The organism is Flavitalea sp., assembly GCF_035489435.1.
Lineage (GTDB): Bacteria > Bacteroidota > Bacteroidia > Chitinophagales > Chitinophagaceae > DATHKG01.
On the sequence record NZ_DATHKG010000141.1, the window covers coordinates 1 to 22,406 of the forward strand.

Consider the following 22,406-nt stretch of genomic DNA (forward strand, 5'->3'; position numbering starts at 1 on the left):
CTATGAAAACCAGCTCGTATTTTTGAATGTTATCAATTTTTGATTTTAATGGTGGCAGAAATCCAGTCTCATTTTCTTTTACCACCTGTTGAACCGTAGCCTGGTAATTCTCAGGATATGGCTTTTCTAATTCGAGCGCCACCATTGTACCCCCAACATTGCTATGGATAATTTCAGCAATGGCTTTAGTATTCGATGTTCGGGATAAATAAACTATTAATATTTTATCGGGATCTACGGCAGCATGCATTTCAGCTTTCGAATCTTTTAATTCCGATGAAGAGCATGCAGAAAAAGAAAGTAATAATCCCAGTAAAACTTGTATCATGGAAGTAGTTATTTTCATTGCTTTACTGACCCATTAAACGGGTAAATGATAGCGAGCCCAACATCCATTTTCCCTTTTCCTTTACATATACTTCAGTAACCATAAATGGATTGGTCACTTCATTACCACCTACCACAGCCAACAGCGTTATTCTGTTTAATAGTATTGCAGTATTATGGACGAACATCGACTTTTCATGGAAGAGCGCTGCAAGGCGTTCGTTGCGCAGAATCTTTATTTTGCCGGAGCGTAGCCGCCCGTATTTAACCAGTTATCCCAGGCGGTAACAAAATCTTCATAGCTCACGGGTGGAGGAATTCGACCTTCACCCATATTCCATCCCGCCTTAACCAATGTATCACGGGCATGTTCTATCAGTTTTGCCTTGTCTTTGTGTCCATTTTGTTTGTAGTCCATGATTTGAATAGCTAACTGCCGCTCGCTCTTTCCTTCAAAAACCATTTTCATATCTGCCGGGGGCAGTGCCCATTTTGGATTGCCTGGAGGAGTGTTCAGTCCAGGGGTGTTTGTCGGTTGATGACAGTTCGAACATTTCATTGCATAGATTCCCTTACCATCCTTGCCTCTTTTGGGAGACATCTGATGGAGGTGGCTGTCATCGCCCTGTAAAGGAACATCACCTGTAGGATGACAGTTCATGCACCGGGGACTCATCAACACTTTATAAACCACACCAAATGCTTCGATCGAAGCTAAACTGTCCTTTACCGGGCCACCCGATGGATGAGGGGAAGGCAAATGGTTTTTCTCGTCAATCCCAAATGCGGTGATGCCAATAACTGCAATGACCAGGGACAAGACGATCAGCATTTTTGTTGGAAAGAACGTTTTTGATTTCATTTGAATATTTGTATTAAGTCTTCTTCATCCGTAATTTATCATCAATCAAATAAAGGATCCAATATTCCTTTCATTTTTGTACAGATAGGGAATCGTTGCTAAAAAGTTGGGGCCATCTATCGATATCATTTTACAACTTTACGTTTTTACAACTTTACGCTGCATCTCTGCTGCTAACTTAATCGCTTTCTGAATCCGCAGGTAAGTACCACAACGGCAAATATTACCTTCCATAGCGTTGATGATATCCTGATCTGTTGGATTTTTATTTTCCCGGAGTAGTACTGCAGCAGACATGATCTGGCCGGATTGACAATATCCACATTGAGGTACGTCTAATTCCTCCCAGGCTTTCTGAAGCGGATGATCGTTATTTTCAGATAATCCTTCTATCGTTATCACTTTCTTATCTACTGCCCTGCTCACTTTTGTGACACAGGAGCGGACCGATTCGCCATTGAGATGTACAGTACATGCACCACATTGTGCTATCCCGCATCCATATTTTGTTCCCATAAGACCAATCGTATCTCTGAGCACCCATAATAAGGGGGTATCAGGATCAACATCTACTTCATAATTTTTTTTATTGATGCTTAGCTTGATCATAAATTAGTTTTTATGTTGACTATTTTTGTTCAAATCAGTAAAGCCGCCATTACATGCAACAGTTGTGTATAATGATTAGAATGTCTTTTTATTACTATTATTGTTGTTCACCGGTTGCTCAGCATCAAGGAAAGGCTGGTTATAATGCCTTTTATTAGTGCTCTTGTATAGTGCATTCGCTACTGCACCAAATACAGGCGGAAAAGGTGGCTCACCCAAACCGGTGGGGTCGATATCATTCTCCACAAAAAACACTTCAATCTTTTTTGGGACTTCACTATGGCGAATCACTTTGTAACGGTGAAAATTATTTTGTTCCGCGGCACCATCCTTATGACTTAATTTTCCATAAAAGGCATTTCCTATGCCATCGATAACGGCACCTTCCACCATGTTTTTCGCTGACTCCGGATTAATCACAATACCACAATCCATAGCACTAAACACCCTTTCTACATAAGGTTTGCCATTTCTCATTACCATATCCACCACATGAGCGGCATAGGAGGCGTGGCAGAAATAGGCGGCGACTCCCCGATGATATTTTTTATTTTCCGCTTTGCCCCATCCTGATTTTTCTTTGATAAGTTTCAAAACTCCGGCATACCGGTCAGCATCATAATCATTGTTTTTACCAACAGGATTTTCTTTTGCGCGTTTAAGTAGCTCAAGCCTGAAATCAATCGGGTCTTTTCCCATAACTTCTGCCACTTCATCTAAAAACGATTGTTCTGCAGCCGCATTGAAGTTTGATCTTGGAGCCCTGAATGCTCCAATGGTAATATTAGAAGCTATCTGCCAACCTTCAGCCAGGTAATTATCAACTGCACCTGCAGGAAACCTGTTTGCATGAATAGCATGTTCAGGAATGCCGCCGCCCTTTACGGAAAATGCAATAAGATTCTTATTAGCGTCTAATGCTGCCCGATAGGTAGCCGTATACATAGGCCGATAGATACCGTAAGTCATATCATCTTCGCGAGTGTATATAAGCTTGATAGGGGCTTTCACCTTCTTTGAAATAAGGGCTGCCTCATAGAGGTAATGTCCATACGCCCTGCGTCCAAAGCCTCCACCCATCCGGGTCATCTCAATCTCAATTTTATCGGCCGGCAGGTTTAACAGTTTTGCAAGAGTAGGTTCTGACCAACCCGGAGCTTGCAGAGGTCCGGCCACCAGGGCTTTTTCATCTGTAACATGAGCAAAGAAATTTATCGGCTCCATGCAGTTATGTGCTAAAAACGGTGCATTATATGTGCGTTCAATAATCTGCGCGGCATTTTTAAAAGCCGTTTCGGGATCTCCGTCTTTTCTTAATTGTTGAGCTGGCTTTTGAGCATATTCCTGCATTTTTGCCAACTGTGCAGTGGTGCTTTCAAGTTCTCCCGGAACAACAACTTCTCTTTTTGCACCTCTGCCTCCAATTGTATCTTTTATATCTCCGGCAGGCTCCCATTCCACTATTAATTTTTTACGGGCATTCATTACTTCCCAGGTAGTATCGCCTACAACAACCAGCAAGTCGTTAAAAGTACGTGTATCAAAACCGCCTTGTTCGAAACCATCTTCATATAACTTCATACTAAACACTTCCTTAATGCCCGGCATTTTCAAAGCCTGAGATGCATCAAAAGATTTGAGTTTCATACCGAAACCCGGTGGATGATGAATCATGGCTATCAACATTCCTTCATGTTTATAATCCAATCCAAAAAGCGGTTTACCGGTTACGATTTTCGAGACTTCCACATTTTTCTTAGAGCTTCGTATTATCTTAAAATCCTTTACGTCTTTTAACTTAACTCCTTTTGGAATGGGAATGGCAGAAGCTTTTGATGCAAAGCTTCCATAGGTTCCTGATTTACCACTTTTTTCGTGATAAAGCAATCCGGATTTAGTCGTTACTTCTTCCATAGGCACGCCCCAGGTTTGGGCTGCGGCCTCTCTCAACATCTGGCGTGCTGCTGCCCCCGCTTCCCTTAATGGTTTCCAGTACATCCTGACAGAATTAGATCCGCCTGTAAATTGGGGCCCTAATTTTATACTGTCGTGCGGTCCCATTTCTACCACTACTTTTTTCCAATCTGCATCCAGCTCCTCGGCAAAAATCATGGGCAGAGAAGTCATTACATTTTGTCCAAATTCTGGGTTAGGATTAATGATTTTGATGATATTATCCGGTGTGATCTTGACATAACCGGTTATTTCAGTCCAATCTGCGACGTTTTTTAAGACTTTCGTTTTTTCTGCCAGTCCCAACCCCGGAAGTATACTGAAACTGATCATAAGACCCCCACCTGCCAAAAAGGAAGATTTCAGAAATGCACGCCTGTTACAGGCAGTTTTGGATTGTTCCATTTTAAAGTCTTTTTGTTTTTACAATTTAAACGAAAACGGATTGTGTTAAGATCCCACGAAGACTTCTTTGAAGCTACTCTATGGCTCCTTTAACACTACTCTGCTAACACCACGATTAATCCCTGGCAAGGGGCGGATAACGATAAACCTTTGAACTGCGTTACGGATAGTTACACCACAATAATTTACGAAATTTTTTGTTCATGTAAATCCTTTTATGAGATATTGAAAGGTTATAAGTTTACCTGTTAATGTTCAATTTTATGGGTGTCCCGGACACTACTAAAAGTCAATGTCAGCAATTTCCATTCCTTCTCTTGTTTTTATAGACTTCGGTAATGGTAAATTGAGTCACGGCGTCACTAATTTCTACCACAACATCATGGACATCAGCTTTCTTGTACCATATGCTGCCGGTTTTTATGATATCAAACTCCTCCTTCTTTTTCCAGGTACTACTCATATGGACAAATTTTGATTTGTCGTGGAAAAGTGAGGCCAGCTTATCGACATTCTTATCTGCCATCCACTGCCACTTTGCTTTGGAGAGATCCCTGATTTCCTGTTCAACTGCAGTGTTTTGTGCGAAGGACGATTGTCGTAATCTTCATGGCAGTTTTCGTGATTTAGCTGATGTTGTTCCAGTCAGTATAGACTAACGCTTCGACCCTATAAAGGTCATTGCATTTTTCTGCCTGGACTGTATACAGATTACGGTTTTACTTACCAATATCGCTGATTACTACAAGCGCTTCAATTACCGGATGCAGAAAACGGTAACTTTGATTCCTTTAAAAACTCCTTATATGGATGACCTGCGCCGGTTTGAAACAATCAATGATTACAATGTATTCAACAATAACGAAACACTCCATCCGCTGGTTAGTGTTGTCGATTTATCAAAGGCAAGTCCCCGACAGGGTTCCCGGATGTATTTTGGCTTCTATACTATATTCTTAAAAGATGTAAAATGTGGGGATATGGTTTATGGGCGTCACAATTATGACTACCAGGAAGGCACATTGGTTTTCCTTGCACCCGGGCAGGTGGCAGGCGTGAACAGCAATGGTGAAACGTATCAACCAAAAGGTTATGCCCTGGTCTTCCATCCCGATTTGATACCTGGCACATCACTGGGGCGCCATATCCAGGACTATACTTTTTTCGGTTATCAATCAAACGAATCACTTCATATTTCCGAACGCGAAAGAAAAATCATCCTGGATTGTTTTTCTAAAATTCAGTATGAACTGGAACATGCCATAGATAAGCACAGCAGGAGATTGATCGCATCCACGATCGAACTACTTTTAAATTATTGCATTCGTTTTTATGATCGCCAGTTTATTACCCGTGACCAGGTTCATAAAGGGATCTTAGAAAGATTTGAGCAATTGTTGAATGAATATTTTGCAACAGACAAACCTCAAACCATTGGTCTGCCTTCAGTAGCTACTGTGCCAACGAATTTCATTTGTCGCCTGGATATTTTGGCGACCTGGTAAAAAAGGAAACAGGAAAAACAGCACAGGACTACATACAATCGAAGGTGATTGAAATAGCCAAAGAGAGAGTATACGACCAAAGCAAATCAGTTAGCCAGATCGCCTACGAATTAGGATTTAAGTATCCTCAACATTTCACCCGTTTGTTTAAACAACGCGTTGGTCAATCGCCAAATGAGTACAGAATGCTTAATTAGCTGACCCGCTTTTGTTGTTATCAAAAACAGTAGTAAAAGGAGAGTGAATCTATTAAAAGGTATAAATTTTCTCTCATCAAGGTTTTAAGGGCTCAATAAGAGATCACAAAACCAGAAACCTTTTGTGCCGACATCCGGGACCTGGGTCGGATGATCAGACAGTTTTATTTCCAAAGCCTTATATGTTTTTTCACCGGTGACGATGCTGATGGCCTTATTAAAAAAAGGCGCCTCAAAACAAAAGGAATGGAATTCGCCATTCTCCCCGCAGGGATCTACAGTTGAGGGCAATTCTGATATAAAATCATTATCTATTATCCGACCGCACCAGGTTTCATCGAGGTAACCATCATTTATACAGCAGGTAACGGTCTTAAATCCTTTGCCAATGAAATCATCGACAATCCCAAGGGTTTCCATCTTCCAGAGCGGGAACACGCAATACATATCCAAAGCTGCCATTTTATTTTCCCGGTACTGCCTCAGATCTTCCAAAAAAATATCCCCGAAAATTACATGGTATATTTTTTCTGCTTTTGCTTTCTGCAATATAGTCTGCATCTGCTCCTCATATTCTGCATTGCTGGCTTCATAGACGTAGGCTTTCAGTATTGGTATGCCGATGCTGTCAGCCTGGGCATCGATTAATTCTTCCCTGACACCATGCATACTAAGCCTTTTGTAATGACCATTGATTGTACTGAGCAGGTACTTCACTTCATACAAACCCTCTTGCCGTATTTTGTGCAACGCATAGCTGCTGTCCTTTCCACCACTCCAGCTGAATATGGCAGGTATTTTATTCATAGAGACCTGCTTTAATTTTCACGCTCATGGCACCACCTGATATTAATAACACCATTCAATACTCCTTTTATAAATATATCATTCAATACTCCTGTTATAAATATCAACACTCAATACCCCGGTGATAATTATTCTCGTTCAAGACTCTTGTAACGAATACGAAGGATACAGCGGAGCTGATTTTTCCTGCAGATGATTTGGCATTGTAAACAATGCAGGATGAAACAAAGCAGCTAACAATTCAATGCCATCTACCAGTCCCGCGGCCGAAGGTTGAGTGAACAGATCAAAATCTGCGATGTAAACCTGTTTTGTTTTAACAGCAGCTATTTCATCCCAATTTGCCCTTTGCTCCAGCAGGTGTATTTCCTGTAGCGCCCTTTCCTGGTGAAAACCACAGGGAGCAATCACCAATACTTCGGGATTGTATTTTATAATTTTATCCCAGGGGGTAACGATGCTGTCTCCGGCGGGATTGCCCAACATATCAATACCACCAGCCATAGCCACCTGGAATGGTATCCAGTGCCCGCAATTGTAGATAGGATCGATCCATTCCATCATCATTACTCTTTTAAGCGGCATCTGGTGTTGCCGGAGTATATCAAGCAAAACCGATGTTCTTTTTTGTAACGAAGCCAAATAGGTATAGGCCGCTTCTTCATGACCCAGAGCAGTAGCGATGGTAACTGCTGTCTGGTACACATCATCAAGGTTATTCGGCGTTAGCGGTATTATGCGAGGCTGTTTGGTCAATTTAGCTACTGCTGCCGCTGTGCATTTGGTATCTATCTGGCAAACCTCGCAGGTGTCCTGTGTAAAAATAATATCGGGTGCTATCCGTTCCAGCATTGTTTCTTCGACATAGTATAAGCTTTTACCCTGCGCTTTGCTGGCAGAAAATACCTTGTCTATCTCCAGGCTGGTGTAATTTTTCCCTTCCATCACACAACGCACTACTTTCTGTTTCTCTGCCAGTGCCACAGCCGGGCACTCAAAGGTTACACCCTGCAACAAATGCTGAAGGCCCATGTCATATATCATCTGGGTAGCAGCCGGTAAAAAGGATGAGGCGATCATTGTAAATTTTTTTGTGACTGCTCCCGGTTATAAAAAAGATTGAAAATATAAATGCCTCACGGCTTCTACATCTGCTGCCTTTCACCCTGAATGATTGTTTCTGGTGCGGCAGGTCTTCTGACTTACTCCATTGTTCATTGCCTTCCCATAGCGCCTTGGCGCCAAAGTGGCTTGAAGATTGAACAACATATGAAGGAGCTTACAGCTACGGGGATAGTCCCGGAATTACACCGGATTCCCTTTTAATCCCATGCTTTGAAGCAGGAAACCGTTCCGCAGCAAATGTAGCTTTTAAGAACAATCAGACAAATTGATTTTTTATTAGCCCTTAAGTATTGGGTCGATGTTACCTGTTCTACGTTCGATGAAATTTAACAAGATCAACCATCGGATACCTGGTAATGCGACCGAAAGTTAAATCATGCTCTTCGCATAAGCCAGCTACTATATCTCTGTAGTTCCATGCGATTCCGCCGGTAAAATAAAGAGGTGCCTCACACTGCCGGACGCAATCAAGAATATGACGAACAAAAAAATCATTCAGCCCATTTTTCAGGATTTTTTCAATGAATTCATGACCCCGATTCTTTGCAAGAAAATAGGAAAACGAAGCAAGGTATCTGTTTGGTAAAGAGCTTTTATATACCCCTTCAAGAATCCTTGCATAGTTGTTATCATTGTCCTGTTCAAAACTGTTTTTAAGCTCCTCAGGAAATTCGTTGTAGAGATAATGTTGCAATAATATCTTCCCAAGATAGGCCCCGCTTCCCTCATCGCCCAAAACATAACCCAACCCCGGCTTATTCCATGTAATATCCTTACCATCATAAAAACAGGAGTTAGAGCCTGTGCCCATTATGGATACTATTCCTTTATCGTTTCCGCAAAGCGCCCGGGAAGCAGCCATCAGGTCATGTGTTATAGAAATTACCGCTTCCGGAAATATCGCCTTTAAAGCAATATCAACTACTTCGATATTGGCTTTGGAATTACAACCGGTTCCGTAATAATAAATCCTTGTAATCCTGGCTTGTTCGGGAAGCTTGACAAGAAGTTCAAGCTTTAAAATTTCACATATGTCAAAGCTTGTTTGAAAATAAGGACTTATTCCCTGAGTATTGACATATATATCATTGCCATCGTTTACCAGGCACCAATGCGCTTTGGTAGATCCACTGTCCGTGATCAATATCATTTCTATTATTTTATTTGAAGTCTTATTCAGCTATTCCGAATAAAGCGAAACGTTGAGCTTGTTACGCTTTCGGGTTTGTAATATGGATCTGATACAATAACAGATACTAAAAAAGTAACAGGGTAATAGCACCCAATACGCAGTTTGATTGTCAGAAATTTCCGCCATCCATCCATATAGCAATGGCATGATTGCTCCGCCTGCGATACCCATAATCAATATTGATGAACCCCTGTTAAGACTTCTACCCTTCAGGCCCTGCAACGCCGTCGGCCATATAGCGGGCCACATCAATGCATTCACTGCCCCGAGAAGGGCCACGAAAAAAACAGATGATCTTCCCGGAATGATTATAATTAAAATTGTTACTGCAATTCCAGCTATGGAACAATACAAATAAGCTCTTTCCTGAGTGATGAATTTTGGTATGACTATTACTCCGAGTATATATCCAGCCATCATCGCCGCAAGGGTATATGAAGTGAGACCTTTTGAAAAATCAAAGCTTAATTCATGATAAAGGCCATAATTACCTATTGTATCTCCGGCGATCACCTCCACTCCTACGGCACAGAAAATTGCTATAAAGCCCATCACAAGATTCATTGAAGATCCGGGAGCTTTCTTAATATCTGATAGACGGCCATTACCGGTTTCAGATTCCGGATTGATCTCGGGAAGATGTGCATATTTAAGCGCATAAGCTACCAGGATCAACAGCAGGGCTATAAGGCAATAAGGTAAGATCACAGCTCTGGCCAGAATATCCAGTTTTATGGTTTTTTCAGCAGCACTCAATACAGCCAGTTCTTTCATAAACTCATCAGCGTCTTTAAATATGATAGCTCCCAGAAGAAGTGGAGCCAGCATACCGGCAGTTTTATTGAAAATGCCCATCATGCTGATACGTTGAGCTGCACTGTTCACCGGACCAAGAATAGTGATGTAGGGATTCAACGCTGTTTGAAGCAAGGTAAGACCTATACCCACCACGAACAGGCCAACCAGGAAGATGGCATATGTGCGGGTTAAAGCTGCAGGTATGAACAGGAGACAACCAAATGCCATAACGATCAAACCCAACCGCATCGCCGTGATCATTCCCGTTTTATTTATCAATCGCCCTGAGGGAAAGGCCATGATGGTGTAGGAGATATAAAAAGCAAACGTCACCAGGTAAGTCATCCACTCTTCAAGTTCGCAGGCTATTCTAAGGTAAGGGATCAACGCACCATTCACCCAGGTGATAAAGCCGAATATGAAGAAAAAAAATCCAATGATGATAATTTGTCTCTTATAATTATGAACTCCCTGAATATCCATTGATAGTTGATATGGTACCTGGTTATTATTTCTGTTTATTTAGTCTTATGGTCTTCCTGCAAATGCTTAAGAGCAGAAGGAATGTTACCGTATTTCAATAATATGTCTTTGGCAACTGCGTAATCACTAAGTCCCCATTTCTCCATCAGCATTTTTACACCCCGGTCCAGCAGCTTATCATTACTGATCTGCATATTGACCATCCTGTTATCCTCCACTCTTCCCAACCGGATCATAACGGCTGTGGAGATCATATTCAGTATAAGCTTTTGCGCAGTACCGCTCTTCATTCTTGTACTGCCCGTAACAAACTCAGGACCTACGGTCACCTCTATGGGGTAATCAGTATGCTTTGCCACTTCACTTCCGGGATTACACACAATACAACCTGTTACAATATTATTTTCCCGCGCAATTCTTAACGCACCCGCAACATAAGGAGTTGACCCGCTCGCGGCTATACCTATCACTACATCATTATCAGAAACAGCATTTTTTTCAAGATCCTTCCATCCCTGGTATTCATCATCCTCAGCATCTTCAACACCGTTTCGTAGTGCGCCATCACCACCAGCCATTATTCCTGTGACCATGTATTCAGGTACTCCGTAAGTAGGTGGGCATTCACTGGCATCCAACACCCCAAGTCTGCCGCTTGTTCCTGCACCGATATAAAATAATCTTCCACCGTTTAACAGCTTTTCAGAAACAACATTGACCAGTTTTTCCACCTGCGGGATCACCTTCTCAACACTATAAGCAATTGATTTATCTTCATTATTAATATTAGTGAGTATCTCGTTTACAGACATTCTCTCCAGGTACCGGTAATGAGAAACCGATTCAGTAATTTTTTCAAAACTCATCAGTAAAATATTTATTATGATTTCATTAATTCAGATGATCTACCGGACATATTCACTGTTCTTTGACTTATATCCGTTAAGCCCGTAAAAGATTATATAGAGGTAACATATCATTGGTATAAGAAATGCTGTAGACCATGAAGACCGATCTATCAGTAGTCCTTGTAACACCACGATCACCGCTCCCCCGCAAATAGCTGTGGATAATATTGCAGAACCCTTAGTGATATAGGATCCCAGGCCGCTGACAGCCAACGTAAAAATAATCGCGAACATCACTGAATTGAACAGACCAACACCCAGCAAAGTCCATACAGCTACATAACCCGTTGTATTGATCGAGAACATTATCAGAGTCATTGCAATCAAAGCATTCGCTACCAGCATGGTGGTAGGACGTATGCACTTCAGCAGCAGTACACCAATTATTCTCCCCAATAACATAAAACCCCAATAAAAGGCCACGTAAAAATTAGCATCCGCATCCTTGATATGCAGGGTGTCAGCAATATAATTTGTCAGGAAGGAAGCAACGGCTATTTCTATTCCAACAAAGAAAAAGATACCAATCGCTCCTAATCTCAGGTTTCTGAAAGCAAAGACATTTTTTTTCTGAGAACTGGAATCATTGGATTCTTCAACTCTACTGATTTTAGGCAATTTCAACCGGACAACCACCATGCTGATCACCAGCATCGTAACCGCAATACCCAGATAAGGCATAGCGATCCTATCATTTGAACCGGCAGTTTGAATTCCCGGCATGATCACTGCGGCTCCGAATAAAGGCGCGACAATCGTTCCCACGGAACCAACGCTCTGGATCATATTCAGTCTCGCTGATGCTGTAGAAGGGCTACCCAGTGTAACGATATAAGGATTTGCTGACACCTGCATAAACACAATACCTGCCGCCAGAAACAATAACGCAGCCAGAAATAAATAATACTCATGAAATATTGCTGCAGGAAAGAACAGAAGGGCTCCGGCAGCAGTGATCAAAAATCCCCATATCATTCCCGACTGATATCCTACACGCTCGATAATTCTGCCTGCGGGTATGGAAATGATGCCATAGGTTAAGAAAAAATAAAACTGAACCAATGAGGATTCCGCATAGTTAAGTTTAAATTTTATTTTGAAGAACGGAACGAGGGTATCATTCAGACAGGTAATGAAACCAAGCATGAAATACAATACTGCCAGTGAAATCAATGCTGGTGTATACTTACTCTTACCTTGCCCCGGCGGGTCGGCCAGAACAACCACCGGAAAATTTACATTTGACATTCCATCATTTTATTTCAGCATTAAACATGCATCAATTAACCAATAACAGCACATTCATATTTCTTTTCTATCAAAAGGAGTGTTTTCCAACCCTGGTAAAGACAGCGTGGAACATGAAAGCATCCTTTCCATTTACCTCCCTTCAGGGACAATAACAGTTCGCCCTGCCTGTTAAGGTAACCAAACCATTCGCCTTGCTCTTTATCCTGAAAGTGTTTCCAGGTATAGGTATGCAACTTTCTAAACCAATCAAGACATCTTTCATCACCCGTATGGTTATACCCTTTAAGCATGCATACAATTGCTTCCAGATGCACCCACCATAATTTCTGATCCCAATCGAGTTGTTGAGTGGGATGACCTAGTATATCTTTCATATAAAAGATCCCTCCGTATTCTTTATCCCAACCAAATTCCATAAGGTTTAAAGATATATCAACAGCTTTTCGTATCAGGTCTTTATCTCCTTTTCTTTCTGCAATATCCATCAGGAACCACATAGATTCAAGGCTATGTCCCGGCATTACTAATCTGCCTTCAAAAGAATCAGAGAATTTTCCTTCGGGTGCCACGTTCTCCAGCAACAAACCTGTATCGTGATGATAGAAAGACCCCATCACCGTTTCGGTACAATACTTTATTACATCTTCCACCTGCGCGGGGTCGAGAATATGTTCGATCTCCAGCACCAGGTTCGACATGATCATTGGTAAGGATAAACTTTCCAACGGTCTTGTGCCGGGATATGCTTTTGAATATTTTCCTTTGGGGTTAGCCCTCCGTTCAAGTATTCTGTTGAAAGTATCTAAGGCGATCATACGATAACCCTTATCCCCAGTCGCTTTATATAACTGTCCAAAAGCCATGACCGCAAAACAATCTGAAAAAATATTGTACGCCTGCACCAGAGGTTTGCCTTCCCTGGTCAGCGAAAAATACCAGTCACCCGATGTATCGCGTCCAAATTTTCTCAAAAATTCAGCTCCCTGGATAGCAAATTGAAGCCACTCCTGCTTTCTTTCTACCTGGTTATATAAGCTGGAAAATGTCCACACCTGCCGGCACTGTAACCAGATAAACTTATCCGTACTGTATATTTTTCCATATTGATCAATGCAGGTTAAATATCCTCCGTATTCTTTGTCGTGAGAATATTTAAGCCAGAAAGGAATAACATCCTGCAATAGATTGTCGCGATACAGATCAGCATAATCCTTAAATGTCATATTACTATTACTTATTTCTTTAGAAATTGATATTCTTACCGCTGATCCCGTTCTTTTTCCATGTGCTTTCTAATGCGGGCAGGGCTGCCTTGAAACGGTTGTAGTTTTTATTTCGTTTATCTGTCCATCCTACTTCAGCGTAAGCAGCTATACGCGGAAATATCTGTTCGTACATTTTTTCATGAGTAGTGATCCACTCTCCCCACATCTGGCATCCCAGGCCAAGCACCTTATGATGTAATTTCGGATCAAGCGTTTCGGGTACAGGCTCGAAACTATAAGCCTTTTGCAAACTGATGCTGGTATAATTATAATCCAGGTAAGTGAATTCGTGATAGGAATTCACAACATCATACCCGTTCAGCACTGTTTCATTCACAAGGGCGGGATCACCTTTCCAAAAATGAACTATGGTATTGGGTGACAGTTTACGATCCGGTTTTGTATCTCTGATACCTGTTGTTTCATGTATCTGATGACCGGTGATATCATTCCATCCCATCATCCTCAGTTGTTTTTTGCCGAGGTATGATGAAATGCTGTTTGTAAACCAAAGCTGCAGATCAGCCGGCGATTTAACCTTATTCTTTTCTATGAATTGCTGAACACAGGGAGAACTTTTCCATTGATCAAATATCACTTCATCTCCTCCGATATGGATGATATTCGAAGGGAACATAGCAGCAACTTCATTAAGTACATCATGAAAAAAGCCTACTACCCTGGGGTCGGCTACGTTAAATATATCTTTGAATACGCCATAGGTTACAGCCACTTCAATTTTTTTACCTGTTACTCCAAGCCAGGGATAGGCAGCTATTGCCGCACTTGCGTGTCCCGGCATTTCGATCTCGGGTACAACTTTGATATGCCTTGCGGCAGCATACTGAACGATCTCTTTGATCTCTTGCTTTGTGTAATAACCTTTATGAACAGTACTGTCGAATGTCTTACTTCCTATCCCCCCGGTTTGTGTAACTTTTCGCACAGAACCAATAGTAGTAAGTAATGGATATTTTTTTATCTCTATTCTCCAACCCTGATCATCAGTTAAATGCCAATGGAATGTGTTCATCTTAAGAGCGGCCATCTGATCCAGCAGTTTTTTAACCACTGGCGTTCCCTTAAAATTTCGTGCTTCATCCAGCATAAAAGAGCGCCATACAAATCTTGGTTTATCTGTTATCTGCTGACATTGAAGCGACCTGATAAGTGAACCATTCTGGTCTGAAAGGAGCTGCAGCAAAGACTGGATACCGTAAAAAATACCTGCTGAAGAAGGAGCTGTAATACGGATACCCTCACCTGTTATTTTCAGCTGGTATCCTTCAGCCACAGCATCCGCTTTTTTAGTTTCTGTGATGATCAGTTGTATATCAGCACCTGGTCCTTTTGAATTTCTTGCATCAATTCCGAACCGATCTTTCAGATAGCCTGCCATCAAAGCAGCTTCATTTTTACATTTAATGCTAAAACTATAAGCAGGGGAAGAAGGCAGCGCATATCTGCCTTCCAGTAATTCAGTTTTTAATGGAGAAGGTATGATCTCAGAAGCGATCAGTGACCCAACAAAAAAAATGATAAACAAACTGCTTAAGCCAATCTTAGTGTATTGCTGCATGATATGTTTATTTGTTGAGCATTGTTTCAACGGCCTGATCCATATATTTTTTAACATCGGATCGTTTCGTCAGTTCCCAATAGCTCTGTTTTTGTTCTATTAACACCTGTGTGGCAATGATCCAGCTTTGTATCCATCCGGTAAGGGTTGACCATGCCCCCCATCCGGCATCTGCATTGGATGCCCAGTAATCCCAGCGTCCATAATCGAAAGCACGAAACCAGGCTCCATCCACATCTTTATGTTTTTCACTCTTAACCTGTATCCTGGTAAGAAAATCGGAGAGCTTATTGACCGCCCCGGCGTATTTCTTATTTCCTGTGGCCTGCGCAGCCTCATTGAGACTGAAGAAAGCAAAATTGCTGGTGTATAACATATCAGCCACTTTGTCGCCGTTTTCGAAGATAAGGGGAGCTTCGTGCAAGCCATATTCCTTATTGGAGGCAGTTGTACCAAACATACCCTTTCCTGTTCCCAGTTCTTCACGAATGGCTCCCGATTTATCCTGGTTTTCCAAAAGCTTATTTACCACTATATCCAGCCAGCGTCTGTGTTCTTCAGTATCTTCAACTCTTACCAGCCATGCCAGCGGCAATATCATTCTCGCACGTTCCTGCTGAATTCCGTTTGTCCATTTCCATTTATCGGGGTAAGCTTCCATGGTCATACGAATAGCGGTTTTTGTTTTTTCCAGTAAGGGCGCATAGCCGGTAGCGTTATATAGCCATAGGTAACATGCCCACATCCATGATTCAAAATGTGGATGAGGACTAACGATATCACTTTCCTGGAAATGCTTCCACCCCAATCGCTGAATATCATTCTGCTCCAACCTGTCCCCCCTGAAACCGAACTTGCCGGTGGTGCGGAAATTAGCGAGGATGTTCTCAACAATTTCCTTATCCCATTTTGCAGTATTCATATAAGCGGATGCGCCAATCACTCCTAATGTAGCCCTTGCATTATCATCACCATAAAATACATAGGGATGGGTGAGCGACCAGCCTACCAGTCCAAACGCGGCGCTATCTTTATTTGCCCTGGCACCTGCACGCAGATTGGATTTGTGATATATATAATCAACCAGGTTGCCGGCTACCTTGAAATATTCCTTATTGTTAAGAAATTTACCCGCTGCTGCAAAAGCATAACTTACTTCTCCCTGAACATCATTTCTTAGCCAATAACGGTATTGCTGGGAACCATCAGCGTTAATATCGGAAGAATGTCCCTCGATTATGCCCAATGATCCATCACCACTCGGGAGCTTCAGGCTTACCGGAGGCCCCACTGGCTGGGTACCATCTCCCTGTTCTTTTTCCCATAGATCTTTCCATTCGGGGTGTATCAGAAAACGGCCATTGTAAAACCAATTAGTTCCTCTTGCAATGGCATTTCTTTTTGCATTGGCGGGCAGTTTTTGTTCCATTGAGTATGCGGGACTTACCTGTACCGGCCATGAGGCGAACTGAACTTTTGAAGCACCCGTCATCCAGCCAACGATATATTCCCACACCGTTTTCCAGGAATCTGCCGGTCCATACCGGCCCGTGGCAAAATTGCTCAGGCTTGTCATAGCTACCATCATGTTTTCCTGCTGAAACAAAACAGGATGAGATTTTACATCTGCAATCCCATATTCGGCCTTATCGAAACCGGCTACCTTACCCAGAACAATCAGGGGGTCCTTCACCGATACCGGAAGAATAAAGCAACCATTTATTCCAAGCAAACTCATTGCCGGAAGCTTTTCTCCAAAAAGCTTACTGGTAACCACGGCTCTTTCCAGTCTGTCTGTTACCGGTTTGGTAACAATGTCAATACCGGGTACAAACGAAGGATATTCCAGGTACAGTTTCATATTCTTCTTTGCGGCAGTTTTGAATAATGAGGCCTCAAGGGCATTCATTTTCTCAGGATACCCGTCTGCCACAATAAATAAGGCTGTTCCGGAAGGCATACTATTGATAGCAGCCGATGGCTCACTGAAACGTTTTATTGAATAGCCTTTCTTTTTTAAAAGCAGGTACAGATCATTGGTAATATTACCACAGAAGGCAATTTCACGAGTCTGCGCAAAACCGGTCAGCGAGGCAAACAACAAAATGCAGTAACAAAAAATTACCTTGAATACATTCATATCAGTAACCGGGATTTTGTTTAAGACTATTGTTAAGGGTCATTTCATTTACCGGCAAAGGCCGCAGATAATTTTTTGTCTTATCAAACTGCCAGCCATTGGATGCCGGCGAATTTAAATAAGGAAAAATATAACCATCGCTGCTCACTGGTATGTTCGATAATGGAGGATTGAATGTTTTACCTACAAACTGAGCGTATTTAGCCCCCTTTAATGGTGCTTTGATCAGATCGGTTGCAGCCCAGCGGAAAAGATCATCATATCGGAAACCTTCACAGGCAAGTTCCACTCTTCTCTCCCTTCTGATCTCATTGAGTAATGCGGAAAGTTGAGGAAAATCCCAGGCCGGATCGGCAAAACCGATAGCTACAGTCATGTGTGGCATAGCCACTTTATCGCGCAGTTTATTTATACTTGCATCGAGCACCTGTTGAGTGCAGGTTCCCAATTCTGCATGTGCTTCTGCATAGTTAAGTAATACTTCAGCATAACGGAATAGGATAGCTGCAGTTGTAGCTCCAGCTCCACTTCCCGGACCTGCACCCTGGGGTTCTATATTTGGCGCAGCTCCTTTAAATAACTGGTAGCCGGTAGTATTCCTGCTTTCGCCCGACATATTGATAAATGGCTCGCTGAATTTTTTAACAGTATCCCCATTCTGTATCACCATTGGATGGTCGCGCACAAAGATCGTCTGGCGTAAACGCGGATCCCGGTTTTGCACAACACCGGCTATGGAGTCATCACCTTTATAGAGGGGACTCAATGCTATAGGCTTTCCGTCAATGCCGAGGTATGAATCAACAAGTTGTTTAGATAAGCCTGTATTTCCTCCCTCATACAACAGGTAATTCTGTGCCTGGTGTGTGAGCGATTGTGAAAGACTGTATTTTCTCCAGAGAATAACCTCAGTATTTCCTGAAAGATCAAGCCGGTTGAAAAGATTCCAGTAATCCCATTGGGGATCATTACCTGCAACGATCTGGTAATTATTGCCGTTGATTACTTGTTGGGCAGCTGCTGCTGCCTGTTGAAAATATTTATTGTAATCTGAACCCTCTACTCCAAAGGGAGTTCCCTGATGGTATTTTTCCCATGTGCCTTCATATAGTGCTACCCTTGATTTAAATGTGCGTGCAACATCCTTATTGAGGCGGAGTGTTGCTGCTGTATTTTTATCATTCAGCAACTCGATTGCTTTGTCAAGACTTGCCAGTATGGAATCAGCAACAACATTTCTCGGGAGCCTGGGCGCATATAATTCTTCGGAATTGGTACCAAGAGGTTTGTTATACCAGGGGAGATCGCCAAAGGATTTCAACATTCCAAAATAGTACCAGGCTCTCCAGAAATACATTTCGCCTACATAAGTTTTAATTTCAGCGAATGGCTCAGTGGTTACATGATAATTCGCTAAAAAATAATTCACGCTCCTGATAGTCCCCCACGACCATCCGCCGTCACTGGAAGGAACAGTAATAATACCTGATAGCAATGCATTGTAATTATAATTTCCATGAACCATATTATCGGATGAATTATCCGCATAAAATGCATCCAGGAAATTCGGAAAGCTGGTATAGTACTGATTGCTATACAATTCCATCTCCGTTTTTGAGAATGCCATTTCCTTATCTGTAATAGTGTCCAATGGTGGCCGGTCGAGGAACTTTTTACAGGATGGGATAGCGATGACCGTTATAAGCAACAGTATTAGGCTATAAATATTTTTCATGTTATTTTTTTTGGAAGATTATAATCCTAAGTTTAATCCAACAGTGAGAGTCTTCATCAGCGGATACATTTTTCCTGAACCCCAGCCCCCACCGATCACTTCAGGATCGAAATTTTCATTGATGGAAGAGAAAGTGATAAGGTTCTCTCCTGTTACAAAGACCCTGATATTTTTCATTTTCCATTTTGACAGGATCTCAGGCGCTATGGTATAGCCGAGTTGCAGATTTTTTAATCGCATGTAAGCTGCACTCTGAAGATACCTGGAAGAAAGTGAGCGGTTTTTATTGATCTCACCGGTGTAGTAAGGTTTTGGCCAATATGCACCCGTATTTTCCGGCGTCCAGTAATCAAGTGTGTTTTCCCAAACAGCGGAACCATAACCACCCAGCAGACCATAAAACAGCGTTCCGTTCAGCGCGATATCCCTTTTGCCAACTCCCTGCCAGAACATATTGAAGTCAAATCCTTTCCAGTTAAACCCGGCGGTGATACCGAAACTATATCTTGGAGAAGCATTTCCAATGATCGTAAGATCGCCATGATCGTCCAGGGTATTCTTTCCAACAGTCATTTTATTATCGCCATCAAGATCCTTATATAACAGATCACCCAGACTCCACTGTCCGTAGAAGATAGACTGATCAGGCATCTCATCCAGTTGTTTTTGAGTTTGTATCAGCTCGGAAGCCTCGAATCCCCAGAGTTCACCAATAGTAAATCCATTATAAAAAGTAGACAGGAGGTTGGTTGGATTATTATATTTCTTTACCCTTGATACATAGTCGGAAAGCACAACAGATACATTGTAATTAAAGTCTTTACCTATCCTATCCTTCCATCCGATAGCCAGTTCAAATCCCTTCGTTTGCAGATCGGCGTTGTTCATTTGTGGAACACCGACACCTAAAGTAGCGGGAAGTGCTTCAGCGGGACCGAGCATATCCATGGTATTTCTAACATACCAGTCGAATGAAAAACTCAGGCGGTTTTTAAACAAACTCGCATCAACTCCAAAATCCAGGGTCTTTGACCGTTCCCAGGTAAGATCGGAACTGACCAATCCGGGAGCTCCCAGGTAATTTGGCCGCTGAGTAGAGAACAGGTAACCCAGGTTTGAATAGATGGGCACGCTTGCAAGGTACATGTAGTTAGCAACGGCCTGGTTTCCCAGCGAGCCATAAGATCCCCGAAGTTTAAACTCGCTGAATATATTTTTGAAAGGAAAAAAGTTTTCACGGGCAATATTATATCCGGCCGATACTGAAGGGAAAAGACCATAACGCTCATCCTCAGGGAATTTGGAAGTTCCGTCGTAGCGGGCATTAAATTCAACCAGGTATTTTTCATTGAAATTATAACTGAGCCTTCCGAAAGTGCCCATTGTTGCCCAATGAGAAATAGCTTCTGAAGAAGATTGAGTGCCGGTGGCTACACCCATTGAAGGTATGGCATCCGTAATAAGATTCAAACGTGTACCATATAAAGAATTGAACCGGCTTACTTCAGCCTGCTGGCCGACAAGAACTTTAAAATAATGTTTATTAAATGATTGCTCAAACGAAGTATACACATTAAAGGAACTGTATTCATTACCTGTTGAACTCTTGCTGATCGCATTCTGTGCATGGGCAATATTGTATTTGCTGCCATCTATCGCATATGAGTAAACGAAAGCATCGTGGTCGGCGCCTTGTCCGGAAACTGTATTCCATGAATAATCGGCATTGATCTTCCAGTTTTTGACCGGTTCCATTTCAACAGCTCCTGTAAGCCACAGATCGTTTGATTTGCCGATACTTCTTCCCTGCGAAGTGAAATAAGGAATGGTAGAGATCTGGCTGTATTGGCCATCCGGATTTTTGACCGGCCATATAGGCTGCCTGGTTCCTGCAAGGTGGAACCAGTTTCCCGCCAGATCCGAATAAGGGAAAGGTTGGTCACTTACACTGCGGGCATATCGTACCCTCAGATCCAATCTTAACCATTTCAGGGGCTCAGAATGAACATTACTCGTAAGGTTGAAACGTTCAAACTTATCATCACCATAACGCAGTTGTCCACCCTGGCCAAAATATCCAAACGACATATAATAAGAAGTAACATCACCACCACCGCTTAAACTGAGATCATGTTTCTGGTTGAATGACCAGGGTTTGATGAATTCTTTAAACCAGTCTACGTTTGCATTGGCATTGTTCCAATCCCACCGGTTAGGGTCGCCGGGATTTGGGATAGTAACCGGAATGCTGTTCGGATCTGCCATATACTGCTTTATCCTGTTTATCGCTTCCGGACTAAAAGGTGCTGCTAACCCACTATTGGCAGCGGAAATATTATAGGTCTCTGCGAACTGCAGGGAGTTGGCCATTTTAGGAAGGGAGGTAGGTGTGCTGAATGAAGCCAAACCGTTATAGTTCACAGAAATTTTATCGCCCTTCTTTCCTTTTTTGGTAGTTATCAGTATTACACCATAAGCCGCCCGGGCTCCGTATATGGCTGAGGAAGCGGCATCCTTCAATATGGTAATACTTTCTATATCATTCGGATTAAGATTATTGATATTGCTTGCAGGTATACCATCTACCACAAAGAATGGATCACCTCCATTTAAACTGGTATTACCGCGTATATTATAGGTCGCCGGTTGTCCAACCCCACCAGGATCTCCTACTGTGGAAATATTCAGGTTACCGACAACACCCTGTAATCCCTGTCCTATATTAACGATAGCACGATTTGCCAATACTTTGCCGTCTACCTGCACTACTGCGCCGGTAAGATTTGCTCTTTTCTGTGTTCCATAACCCACCACTACTACATCAGCTAAATAATTAGCAGAATCTTGAAGTACGATAGTAAGGGCCGAATTATCAGGGCTCCAATCCACTTCCCGGGTGGCAAAACCAATCAGGCTGATAACAAGCGTTTCGTTTTCGCGAAGAACGTTTAATTCAAATCTCCCGGATCCATCGGATTTAGTTCCTGTATTGCTTCCCTTTACAGAAACGGAGGCTTCTTTAAGAGGCTGGTCTTTGGAATCAGTTATCCGCCCGGTGATAACCCTTGTCTGAGAAAATGCTTCGGGCGAAAAGCCGACCAGGGCCAGAAGGATTAAATAATTAAAAATAGTTTTGGAACTAAAGCAGCGTTTTGGCATAATCGAATCGTTTAGAAGAGTAATTAATTATAACTTTATTATCAAATACCAGATCAATTAATAAATTATTTTATTAACTCTAGCTAAAACTAAATAATATTTTATT

18 protein-coding genes and 1 riboswitch are annotated in these 22,406 nt (G+C 42.2%); of the genes, 2 read left to right on the forward strand and 16 right to left on the reverse strand.

Annotated elements, in window-relative coordinates; genetic code table 11:
• From VK664_RS22140 to VK664_RS22160, 5 genes are all read right to left on the reverse strand, one after another.
• The coding region (locus tag VK664_RS22140) for an NADPH-dependent FMN reductase family protein (RefSeq protein ID WP_461400889.1) at positions 1 to 328 on the reverse strand (328 nt) is incomplete at its 3' end.
• A gap of 234 nt (positions 329 to 562) precedes the next feature.
• Entirely contained in the window at positions 563 to 1,189 is a 627-nt protein-coding gene (locus VK664_RS22145; RefSeq protein ID WP_461400890.1) for a hypothetical protein, read from the reverse strand.
• 138 nt (positions 1,190 to 1,327) lie between these two features.
• Positions 1,328 to 1,798, reverse strand: coding sequence for a (2Fe-2S)-binding protein (locus VK664_RS22150; protein ID WP_461400891.1), 471 nt, complete (start codon positions 1,796 to 1,798; stop codon positions 1,328 to 1,330).
• A 75-nt stretch (positions 1,799 to 1,873) separates the two neighbouring features.
• Positions 1,874 to 4,156 (reverse strand): xanthine dehydrogenase family protein molybdopterin-binding subunit, encoded by a 2,283-nt coding sequence (locus VK664_RS22155; protein WP_461400892.1) that lies wholly within the window; start codon positions 4,154 to 4,156, stop codon positions 1,874 to 1,876.
• 295 nt (positions 4,157 to 4,451) lie between these two features.
• Positions 4,452 to 4,715, reverse strand: a complete 264-nt coding sequence (locus tag VK664_RS22160; RefSeq protein ID WP_461400934.1) for a DUF4440 domain-containing protein — start codon at positions 4,713 to 4,715, stop codon at positions 4,452 to 4,454.
• 247 nt (positions 4,716 to 4,962) lie between these two features.
• Between VK664_RS22160 and VK664_RS22165 the strand changes: the two genes are divergently transcribed.
• Positions 4,963 to 5,661 carry an AraC family transcriptional regulator gene (locus tag VK664_RS22165; protein WP_461400893.1) on the forward strand — a complete coding sequence of 233 codons (699 nt, stop codon included), beginning with the start codon at positions 4,963 to 4,965 and terminating at the stop codon, positions 5,659 to 5,661.
• A complete protein-coding gene (locus VK664_RS22170) occupies positions 5,631 to 5,858 on the forward strand; it encodes a helix-turn-helix domain-containing protein (RefSeq protein WP_461400894.1) in 228 nt (75 codons plus the stop codon). Before VK664_RS22165 ends, VK664_RS22170 begins: the two co-directional genes overlap by 31 nt.
• A gap of 84 nt (positions 5,859 to 5,942) precedes the next feature.
• Here the strand turns inward: VK664_RS22170 and VK664_RS22175 are convergent, their stop codons facing one another.
• The 11 genes from VK664_RS22175 to VK664_RS22225 all read right to left on the reverse strand — a co-directional run bounded on the left by VK664_RS22175 (position 5,943) and on the right by VK664_RS22225 (position 22,300).
• On the reverse strand, positions 5,943 to 6,665 hold the full coding sequence (locus VK664_RS22175; protein ID WP_461400895.1) for a Dph6-related ATP pyrophosphatase: 723 nt from the start codon (positions 6,663 to 6,665) through the stop codon (positions 5,943 to 5,945).
• 138 nt (positions 6,666 to 6,803) lie between these two features.
• On the reverse strand, positions 6,804 to 7,745 hold the full coding sequence (locus VK664_RS22180) for an ABC transporter substrate-binding protein (RefSeq protein WP_461400896.1): 942 nt from the start codon (positions 7,743 to 7,745) through the stop codon (positions 6,804 to 6,806).
• Between the two features lie 90 nt (positions 7,746 to 7,835).
• Positions 7,836 to 8,033: riboswitch (cobalamin riboswitch) on the reverse strand.
• Between the two features lie 67 nt (positions 8,034 to 8,100).
• Positions 8,101 to 8,940, reverse strand: coding sequence for an N-acetylglucosamine kinase (locus VK664_RS22185; RefSeq protein ID WP_461400897.1), 840 nt, complete (start codon positions 8,938 to 8,940; stop codon positions 8,101 to 8,103).
• 30 nt (positions 8,941 to 8,970) lie between these two features.
• On the reverse strand, positions 8,971 to 10,263 hold the full coding sequence (locus tag VK664_RS22190; protein WP_461400898.1) for a sugar MFS transporter: 1,293 nt from the start codon (positions 10,261 to 10,263) through the stop codon (positions 8,971 to 8,973).
• Positions 10,264 to 10,298: 35 nt separating this feature from the next.
• A complete protein-coding gene (gene murQ, locus VK664_RS22195; RefSeq protein ID WP_461400899.1) occupies positions 10,299 to 11,129 on the reverse strand; it encodes an N-acetylmuramic acid 6-phosphate etherase in 831 nt (276 codons plus the stop codon).
• 39 nt (positions 11,130 to 11,168) lie between these two features.
• Entirely contained in the window at positions 11,169 to 12,419 is a 1,251-nt protein-coding gene (locus VK664_RS22200) for a sugar MFS transporter (protein ID WP_461400900.1), read from the reverse strand.
• Positions 12,420 to 12,454: 35 nt separating this feature from the next.
• Complete coding sequence (locus tag VK664_RS22205; RefSeq protein ID WP_461400901.1) at positions 12,455 to 13,645, reverse strand: n-acyl-d-glucosamine 2-epimerase; 1,191 nt, start codon at positions 13,643 to 13,645, stop codon at positions 12,455 to 12,457.
• Positions 13,646 to 13,664: 19 nt separating this feature from the next.
• A complete protein-coding gene (locus VK664_RS22210) occupies positions 13,665 to 15,266 on the reverse strand; it encodes a beta-N-acetylhexosaminidase (protein ID WP_461400902.1) in 1,602 nt (533 codons plus the stop codon).
• Between the two features lie 7 nt (positions 15,267 to 15,273).
• Positions 15,274 to 17,406, reverse strand: a complete 2,133-nt coding sequence (locus VK664_RS22215) for a hypothetical protein (RefSeq protein ID WP_461400903.1) — start codon at positions 17,404 to 17,406, stop codon at positions 15,274 to 15,276.
• A 1-nt stretch (position 17,407) separates the two neighbouring features.
• Positions 17,408 to 19,141, reverse strand: coding sequence for a RagB/SusD family nutrient uptake outer membrane protein (locus tag VK664_RS22220; RefSeq protein ID WP_461400904.1), 1,734 nt, complete (start codon positions 19,139 to 19,141; stop codon positions 17,408 to 17,410).
• An 18-nt stretch (positions 19,142 to 19,159) separates the two neighbouring features.
• Positions 19,160 to 22,300 (reverse strand): SusC/RagA family TonB-linked outer membrane protein, encoded by a 3,141-nt coding sequence (locus VK664_RS22225; protein WP_461400905.1) that lies wholly within the window; start codon positions 22,298 to 22,300, stop codon positions 19,160 to 19,162.
• Positions 22,301 to 22,406 lie beyond the last annotated feature (106 nt).

Bases quoted from the DNA above. Each gene is read 5' to 3' on its own strand.
- VK664_RS22145 (WP_461400890.1), bottom strand. From the start codon at position 1,189: ATGAAATCAAAAACGTTCTTTCCAACAAAAATGCTGATCGTCTTGTCC.
- VK664_RS22150 (WP_461400891.1), bottom strand. From the start codon at position 1,798: ATGATCAAGCTAAGCATCAATAAAAAAAATTATGAAGTAGATGTTGAT.
- VK664_RS22155 (WP_461400892.1), bottom strand. From the start codon at position 4,156: ATGGAACAATCCAAAACTGCCTGTAACAGGCGTGCATTTCTGAAATCT.
- VK664_RS22165 (WP_461400893.1), top strand. From the start codon at position 4,963: ATGGATGACCTGCGCCGGTTTGAAACAATCAATGATTACAATGTATTC.
- VK664_RS22175 (WP_461400895.1), bottom strand. From the start codon at position 6,665: ATGAATAAAATACCTGCCATATTCAGCTGGAGTGGTGGAAAGGACAGC.
- VK664_RS22180 (WP_461400896.1), bottom strand. From the start codon at position 7,745: ATGATCGCCTCATCCTTTTTACCGGCTGCTACCCAGATGATATATGAC.
- VK664_RS22185 (WP_461400897.1), bottom strand. From the start codon at position 8,940: ATGATATTGATCACGGACAGTGGATCTACCAAAGCGCATTGGTGCCTG.
- VK664_RS22190 (WP_461400898.1), bottom strand. From the start codon at position 10,263: ATGGATATTCAGGGAGTTCATAATTATAAGAGACAAATTATCATCATT.
- murQ (WP_461400899.1), bottom strand. From the start codon at position 11,129: ATGAGTTTTGAAAAAATTACTGAATCGGTTTCTCATTACCGGTACCTG.
- VK664_RS22200 (WP_461400900.1), bottom strand. From the start codon at position 12,419: ATGTCAAATGTAAATTTTCCGGTGGTTGTTCTGGCCGACCCGCCGGGG.
- VK664_RS22205 (WP_461400901.1), bottom strand. From the start codon at position 13,645: ATGACATTTAAGGATTATGCTGATCTGTATCGCGACAATCTATTGCAG.
- VK664_RS22210 (WP_461400902.1), bottom strand. From the start codon at position 15,266: ATGCAGCAATACACTAAGATTGGCTTAAGCAGTTTGTTTATCATTTTT.
- VK664_RS22215 (WP_461400903.1), bottom strand. From the start codon at position 17,406: ATGAATGTATTCAAGGTAATTTTTTGTTACTGCATTTTGTTGTTTGCC.
- VK664_RS22220 (WP_461400904.1), bottom strand. From the start codon at position 19,141: ATGAAAAATATTTATAGCCTAATACTGTTGCTTATAACGGTCATCGCT.
- VK664_RS22225 (WP_461400905.1), bottom strand. From the start codon at position 22,300: ATGCCAAAACGCTGCTTTAGTTCCAAAACTATTTTTAATTATTTAATC.